This window comes from Chitinophaga sp. (assembly GCF_036569125.1).
Taxonomy (GTDB): Bacteria; Bacteroidota; Bacteroidia; order Chitinophagales; family Chitinophagaceae; genus Chitinophaga.
The window spans coordinates 1-6,879 of the sequence record NZ_DATCRF010000610.1; the positions used below are offsets into that span (position 1 = coordinate 1).

Below are 6,879 nucleotides of genomic sequence, written 5' to 3' on the forward strand. Positions count from 1 at the left end.
CCAGGCCATAAGGTTGGGAATAATGCGCTGCAGGTTCTTAATGCCGTAATAGCTGGCCTTCATGGCATCATCTCCCAGGTCCTCGTTCTGTGAGCGCGGATCATCGGGGTTGCTTTCTGTACCAAACCAGTAACGTTTATCTTTTAAGCGGTTGATGGTCCATTTATTCAGGATGGGCTTTTCAGCTTCTGCGGTGGCGGCTTCCGGGATCTCGCGGTAGCCCCATTCAATAGCCCATTTATCGTAAAAGTTAATACGGGGATACAGGTCGGCGCCGGTAATACCATCTTCCGGCTGTGCTACATAATTAAAACGGGCATAGTCCATAATGGAAGGAGCGTGGCCGTTCTTTTCCACCCAGGCTTTATCGCGCAGCTTTTCTACCGGGTAGGCGGAGCTGGATCCGAAGTTATGCCGCAGGCCCAGGGTATGGCCTACTTCGTGCGAGGATACAAAGCGGATCAGCTCTCCCATCAGCTCATCATCAAACTCCATGGTGCGGGCACGGGGATCATTGGGTGCGCATTGCACAAAATACCAGTTGCGCAGCAGGCGCATTACATTATGGTACCAGTTAATGTGGCTTTCCAGTATTTCGCCGGAGCGGGGATCGTGCACATGCGGACCGCTGGCATTGGCAATATCAGAGGGCTTGTACACGATAGCAGAAAAGCGGGCATCCTCCAGAGACCAGGTAGAATCTTCCTGGGCAGTAGGCGCCATTTTAGCCAGGATGGCGTTTTTGAAGCCGGCCTGTTCAAAGGCGGCCTGCCAGTCGTTCACCCCTTGTATCAGGTACTTGCGCCATTTGGCCGGTGTAGCGGGATCTATATAAAATACGATAGGTTTCTTAGGTTCTACCAGCTCACCGCGTTTGTATTTTTCCAGGTCTTCATCTTTTGGCTCCAGGCGCCAGCGGGTGATCATCTGCAGGCGTTTTACACCCTGGGGATCTGCATCAAAATCGGTTACGCTGGTGGTGAAAAAGCCTACGCGTGGGTCAAAGTACCGGGGCTGCATGGGTACATTGGGTAACAGTACCAGGGAGCTGTTCAGCTCCAGGGTAGCATTGCCGCCGGCAGCAGGCGGAAAACCGGGAGCAGCAGGTCCGCCGCTTTTGGAATAGGTTTTAACGGTTTTGATCTCTGTATTAATGGGGTAGGAGCGTACATCCACAATGTAAGATTTATCAGGCTGCACGCCACCCAGGCGCAGGCCTGTTTTCATACGCTGGTCAAAGAACAGGATCTCGTTATCACCATTAATATAGTCTGTGAGGTCTATAACACTGCCGTTATTATCTTTTGAAAAGGCTTTGATATCAAAGGCAGCGGCAATGGGCTGTATGTTGGAGTTCATTACCGCATTGAACATGGGCTGGGTGCTATCCTTTGATATTTCGCTGTAGGAAACGTTCTTCAGGAAAATGCGGTTATTGGGTCCTTTTTCAAAGCGGATCACGTTCTCACCGATCTGGTCGCCGCTGTAGCCGTAAAAGAAGGAGCGCAGTCCGGCGGCGGATTTGGAGATGCGGTTCACCACCAGGATATCGCGGCCCAGCAGGGAATCGCCTATTTCAAAATATACCTTGTCATCCAGCTTATAAATGTTGAACAGGCCGGAATCAGCTTTTGCTTTGGAGGTAATCAGCTCGCTGAATTGCTTGGGATTGGCCTTAGGCGTGCCCTGCGGTGGTATAATGGGTGGTTTGCCGGTAGTGTCCTTTGCTGCGCCGGCGGTTACCGCCTGTTTTTTCTTTTTCCTTTGTGCAGATGCCGGTGCGCTAAGTGCCAGGCTTACACAGCATAGGACTGCTGCTACCGCAACAGACCTGCTTCTTACATGCATGTTCATAGTGTTTGATCAAAAGGGTTGATTTCTGAACGGATATGTTTATTTTATCCGTTGTTGCAAATAAATATATAATGCAGTAACTTATCAGGAAATTCCATAAACGTTACAATTGTCTTAGGAATGGAAATAATAGCAGTATATTGACCACGTCAATGGCCAGGGACTTTTAAATTTAGTAATTTACCATTATTATATTAATATTGTCTTTGATATATAACAGCCGTTTTCAGCTATTGTGATGAATTAGAGGGCCTAAGGGTGGGGAAGGGCATGTTTTTAGCGGGGCGATAAGTTAAAAACAGCTACTGTGGCTGAAGGGAATTAAATGTGAATAGTGATAAAATTTGTTGGAACATTTAAAAATTTCCTTAAATTGTGCGTCCAACTTTGAAAAAAAATCAATAAATTTCGATTTTCAAGGACAGTAACAATACAGGTTTAGAAATAGCCATTAGACATTGTTGCTCACTCATTTGTGTTTTAAGTGTATGCTCAATCAATTCGGAGGTTAAAGGCCTGCAACGGGCTTTTGTGGAGAGATTAAATTTTGTGAGATTTTTTGAGCAGCACTTGTTTTTTTAAGGCAACCGTCTAATATTTGCGAAAGCCGTAATTGTAGTTGTTACATTTAATAATTCAATCTAAACGGAAATACTAAAAAACCATAGTTTAATTTTTAACACTAAAATTCAATCAACATGGCTGAGACTAAAACAACTGTGACTGCAGCTGCTGCCAAAACGACCACTTCTCATCAACCTAAGAAATCATCTAATGTGTTTGCGGCATTAGCCGTTCCTATTTGTTTAGCGATCGGTATACTCTTTTACATGTTTGTATTAGGTAGCCCGGCAAACTTTCAGGGTGGCGTTGTAGGCGGGCATCCAGTTGAAGAAGGCATTGGTAAATGGTTTGGCACAGTTTATCAGGGTGGACCTATCGTACCGGTTCTTATTTCTGTATTATTGATCTGTTTAACTTTCGTGATCGAGCGTTTTCTTTACCTGTCTAAAGCAAAAGGTAAATTCAGCGGCGCTGAGCTGGTACGTAAAGTACAGTATCACCTGGCTAACAAGAATGTTGATGCTGCACTGGCTGAGTGCGACAAACAACAGGGTTCTGTTGGTAACGTGATCAAAGCTGGTCTGAAAAAATACAAAGAAATGATCACCAACACTGAGTTGGATACTGATCAGAAAATACTGACCATTAAAAATGAGATCGAAGAAACTACTGCGCTGGAACTGCCGATGATGGAAAAGAACCTGGTGTTCCTGTCCACTATCGCATCTATCGCAACCCTGTTAGGTCTGTTCGGTACGGTATTGGGTATGATCCGCGCGTTCGCTTCAATGGCAACCGGTGGTGCTCCTGATTCCGCTCAGCTGGCAGGTGGTATCTCTGAGGCCCTGATCAATACTGCACTGGGTATCGGTACTTCTGCTGTATCCATCATCATGTACAACTATTTTACTACCAACATTGATAGCATCACTTATGCAATCGATGAGTCTGGCTTTACTTTAACTCAGAGCTTTGCTGCTAACCACAAATAATTTTTAATTATTTGTATGGAAAACCAGCAGGTTTGAATCTATTTAAAGTAAACTAAAAAGGAGTAAAGATGCCAAAAGTTAAAATGGCCCGTAAGAGCACAACCATCGACATGACCGCAATGTGCGACGTTGCGTTCCTGTTGCTGACGTTCTTTATGCTGGCCACTAAGTTTAAGCCCGAAGAGCCGGTGACTGTGGTTACTCCGTCCTCTATTAACACTAAACTGCTTCCTGATTCCGATGTGATCATGTTCACAGTGGACACAAAAGGCAGGATCTTCTTCAGCATGGACGGTCAGCCCAAGCGCAAGAAGATGATCGAGGACCTGAACTCACAGTTCAAACTGAATCTGGATCAAAAGGCCATGAACAACTTTATAGTAGGCGCCAGTGTTGGTACTGAAATAAAGAACCTGAAAGCTTACCTGGATATGAAGGCTGAGGAACGTAAAACTTCCGGCCTGGAAACAGGGATCCCTTCTGATTCAGCGAATAACGAGCTGTCAACCTGGGTAAACTACGCCAGAACTGCTCAGGGTGGAAACCCCAGGCTGCAATACTGTATTAAAGCAGATAATGGTACCCCTTATCCCAAGATAAAGGAGATCATGCAAACCTTTAAGGATCTGAAGATACAGAAGCTGAACCTGGTTACCAGCCTGGAATCAATACCTCCGGGTACTGCTGCAGCACTGGCGAATGCAGGTACTGCACCGGCTAAGAAATCAGAATAGTCATCATCATCAGTAAACGGCAGGTGTTTTCCGCGGAAAGCGCGCTGCTATCACAAACTAAAAAAAAGAGCTACTATGGCAGAAATGGATACCAGCAGTAGTGGTGGTGGAAAGAAACACCAGGGAACGAAATCGAAGAAGCTTTCTACCCGTGTGGATATGACGCCGATGGTGGACTTAGGCTTTTTGCTGATCACCTTCTTCATGCTCACCACTACCATGTCCAAGCCCAAGACCATGGACTTGATCATGCCCAAGGATACCAAAGATGAGAAGGAGCAGAATAAAGTGAAAGAGAGTACTGCCCTTACTATATTGCTTGGAAAGAACAACCGTGTATATTACTACGCCGGTCTTGCCCAGGACCCGAACGCATCTGCTAACCCGGACTTTTTCAAGGCAACTTCCTTTGCCAACAAAAACGGTATCCGGGATGTGCTCATCAAGAAAAGAGATGAAGTAGCACAGCTGCGGAATGCAAAAGGTGAGCCTGAAGACGTGGTAGTGATCATTAAAGCCAATGACGACGCCACTTACAAGAACTTTGTGGATATATTGGATGAAATGGCCATTAATCGTATCCAGCGTTATGCTGCCGTTGATATCAGCGACCAGGATAAACAATGGATCAGGCAAACCGAAACGGCTAATACAGGTGGCGCACAGTAATTTGTGGAAAAAGCAGATTTTTTGCATCCATCTATAAAAAACAGACAATGGATTCAGCTAGAATACTAAAGGCCGATTTTCTTGATATCCTGTTTGAAGGCAGGAATAAAGAATACGGTGCTTATGAACTAAGAAGAAAGTACGAGAAGCGCGTACGCAATGCCCTCCTGGGTACTGCCGCTGTAGCGCTCTTGTGTGTAGGTGGCTATGTTGTCAGCAATATCATCAAAGGTATCGAGGATAGAAATCCGAAGAAACCCGTGATTGAGCAGATCAAAATGGAAGACATTAAGCTTCCGGATGATCCGAAAACGCCTCCTCCTCCACCTCCTCCGCCTGCACCACCCCCGCCGGTGAAACCTTCAGTGCAGTTTACACCACCCGTTATTAAGAAAGATAACGAGGTGCCGCCGGAAGAAGAACCACCAAAAGTAGAAGAGATCAAGGATAAAGCGGTAAGTACCAAAACCATGGAAGGTGATCCCAACGGTATTGACCCGGGATTGCTGGAAGACAGTAAAGGTACCGGTGTGGTAGAAGCACCACCCCCGCCGCCGAAAGAAGAGATCTTTACCTTCGTGGAGCAGCCTCCTACCTTCCCGGGTGGTGAGGAAGCCCTGGCCAAATACCTGAGCAAGAACATCCGTTACCCGCGCGTAGCACAGGAAAACGGTATTTCCGGAACTGTATTTGTGCAGTTTGTGGTAGATTCTGAAGGCACGATCAAAGACGTAAAAACAGTTGGCGCCGCAAAAGGTGGTGGTCTGGAAGATGAAGCTGTACGCGTGGTGAAAACCATGCCCAAATGGAAACCTGGTAAGCAGAACGGCCGTCAGGTATCCGTACAGTTTAACCTGCCCATCCGCTTTACTTTGCAAGAGTAGTACTGTTAAAACGATATTACTGAATTCCCCACCGGTCAACCGGTGGGGAATTTTTTTTTAACGGAATTGAAAAGAGAGATCAGATCGTTGTGGTGAGGAATGGCGAAGCTCTCCTTCGTCAGCTGTATTGAAGACCGATCGTTGCTGAGCATAATCAGCCTGCTATTCCTGTGCGCACATCCGGTTATCCGGCAAGACATTCCTTTTTACCGTAATTTTGCGCTCTTATATGTCAAACAAACTCACAGGATACGATGATACCATAGTGGCGCTGGCCACCGCTCCGGGCGTAGGCGCTATTGCCGTGATCCGTTTAAGCGGCCCGCAGGCCATTGCCATCTGCAACCGGCTCTTCCCCTCCAAAGACCTGCTGCAGCAGGCCAGCCATACGCTGCATGTGGGCAGCATTGTATCAGATGGTAAGATCATTGATGAAGTAGTAGTGAGCTTGTTCAAAGGCCCCCGTTCCTATACCGGGGAAAATGTAATAGAGCTGTCCTGCCACGGCTCCCCCTACATACAACAGCAACTAATAGACGCCTGTATACAGGCCGGCGCCCGCCTGGCTAAACCGGGTGAATTTACCATGCGCGCCTTCCTGAACGGTAAGCTGGACCTGGCCCAGGCCGAATCTGTAGCAGACCTGATAGCCAGCCATTCCGCCGCCAGCCACCAAACCGCCATGCAGCAAATGCGGGGTGGTTTTTCCCGGGAGCTGCAGGCCTTGCGGGAGCAGCTGATCCGCTTTTCGGCCCTAATAGAATTGGAGCTGGACTTTAGCCAGGAGGATGTGGAATTTGCGGATCGTACCCAGCTTTATGCACTGATCAAAACTGCCCTGGAAGTGGTGCAGCATTTAACGGATTCTTTCCGGATGGGGAATGTGATAAAACATGGTGTGAATACAGCGATCGTTGGTAAGCCCAATGCAGGTAAATCTACTTTGCTGAACACCCTGTTAAATGAGAATCGTGCTATTGTGAGCGATATTGCCGGCACCACCCGTGATACCATTGAAGAAGTGCTGAATATCCAGGGGATCCTATTCCGTTTGATCGATACCGCCGGCATCCGCGAAAGTGTGGATACCATTGAGAGCATTGGGGTACAAAAAACCCTGGAGAAGATCAAAGAGGCGGGTGTGGTGATCTATTTGTTTGATGTAAGCGAGCTAACAGCAGC

6 protein-coding genes are annotated in these 6,879 nt (G+C 47.1%); 5 read left to right on the forward strand and 1 reads right to left on the reverse strand.

All coding sequences use genetic code 11. The features are described from left to right. On the reverse strand, window positions 1-1,848 hold a 1,848-nt coding region (locus VIM87_RS22775), incomplete at its 3' end, for a zinc-dependent metalloprotease (protein ID WP_331999232.1). A gap of 704 nt (window positions 1,849-2,552) precedes the next feature. On the opposite strand from VIM87_RS22775, the gene VIM87_RS22780 reads away from it, so the two are divergent. From VIM87_RS22780 to mnmE, 5 genes are all read left to right on the forward strand, one after another. Further along, window positions 2,553-3,410 carry a MotA/TolQ/ExbB proton channel family protein gene (locus tag VIM87_RS22780; RefSeq protein WP_331999233.1) on the forward strand — a complete coding sequence of 286 codons (858 nt, stop codon included), beginning with the start codon at window positions 2,553-2,555 and terminating at the stop codon, window positions 3,408-3,410. A gap of 68 nt (window positions 3,411-3,478) precedes the next feature. Beyond that, the gene (locus tag VIM87_RS22785) at window positions 3,479-4,144 is read left to right on the forward strand and encodes a biopolymer transporter ExbD (RefSeq protein WP_331999234.1); all 666 of its coding nucleotides are present in this window, start codon (window positions 3,479-3,481) and stop codon (window positions 4,142-4,144) included. 75 nt (window positions 4,145-4,219) lie between these two features. After that, entirely contained in the window at window positions 4,220-4,813 is a 594-nt protein-coding gene (locus VIM87_RS22790) for a biopolymer transporter ExbD (RefSeq protein WP_331999235.1), read from the forward strand. 47 nt (window positions 4,814-4,860) lie between these two features. Further along, window positions 4,861-5,697, forward strand: a complete 837-nt coding sequence (locus VIM87_RS22795) for an energy transducer TonB (RefSeq protein WP_217602500.1) — start codon at window positions 4,861-4,863, stop codon at window positions 5,695-5,697. Window positions 5,698-5,926: 229 nt separating this feature from the next. Further along, on the forward strand, window positions 5,927-6,879 hold a 953-nt coding region (gene mnmE, locus VIM87_RS22800; protein ID WP_331999236.1), incomplete at its 3' end, for a tRNA uridine-5-carboxymethylaminomethyl(34) synthesis GTPase MnmE.

Bases quoted from the DNA above. Each gene is read 5' to 3' on its own strand.
- VIM87_RS22795 (WP_217602500.1), top strand. From the start codon at position 4,861: ATGGATTCAGCTAGAATACTAAAGGCCGATTTTCTTGATATCCTGTTT.
- VIM87_RS22780 (WP_331999233.1), top strand. From the start codon at position 2,553: ATGGCTGAGACTAAAACAACTGTGACTGCAGCTGCTGCCAAAACGACC.
- VIM87_RS22785 (WP_331999234.1), top strand. From the start codon at position 3,479: ATGCCAAAAGTTAAAATGGCCCGTAAGAGCACAACCATCGACATGACC.
- VIM87_RS22790 (WP_331999235.1), top strand. From the start codon at position 4,220: ATGGCAGAAATGGATACCAGCAGTAGTGGTGGTGGAAAGAAACACCAG.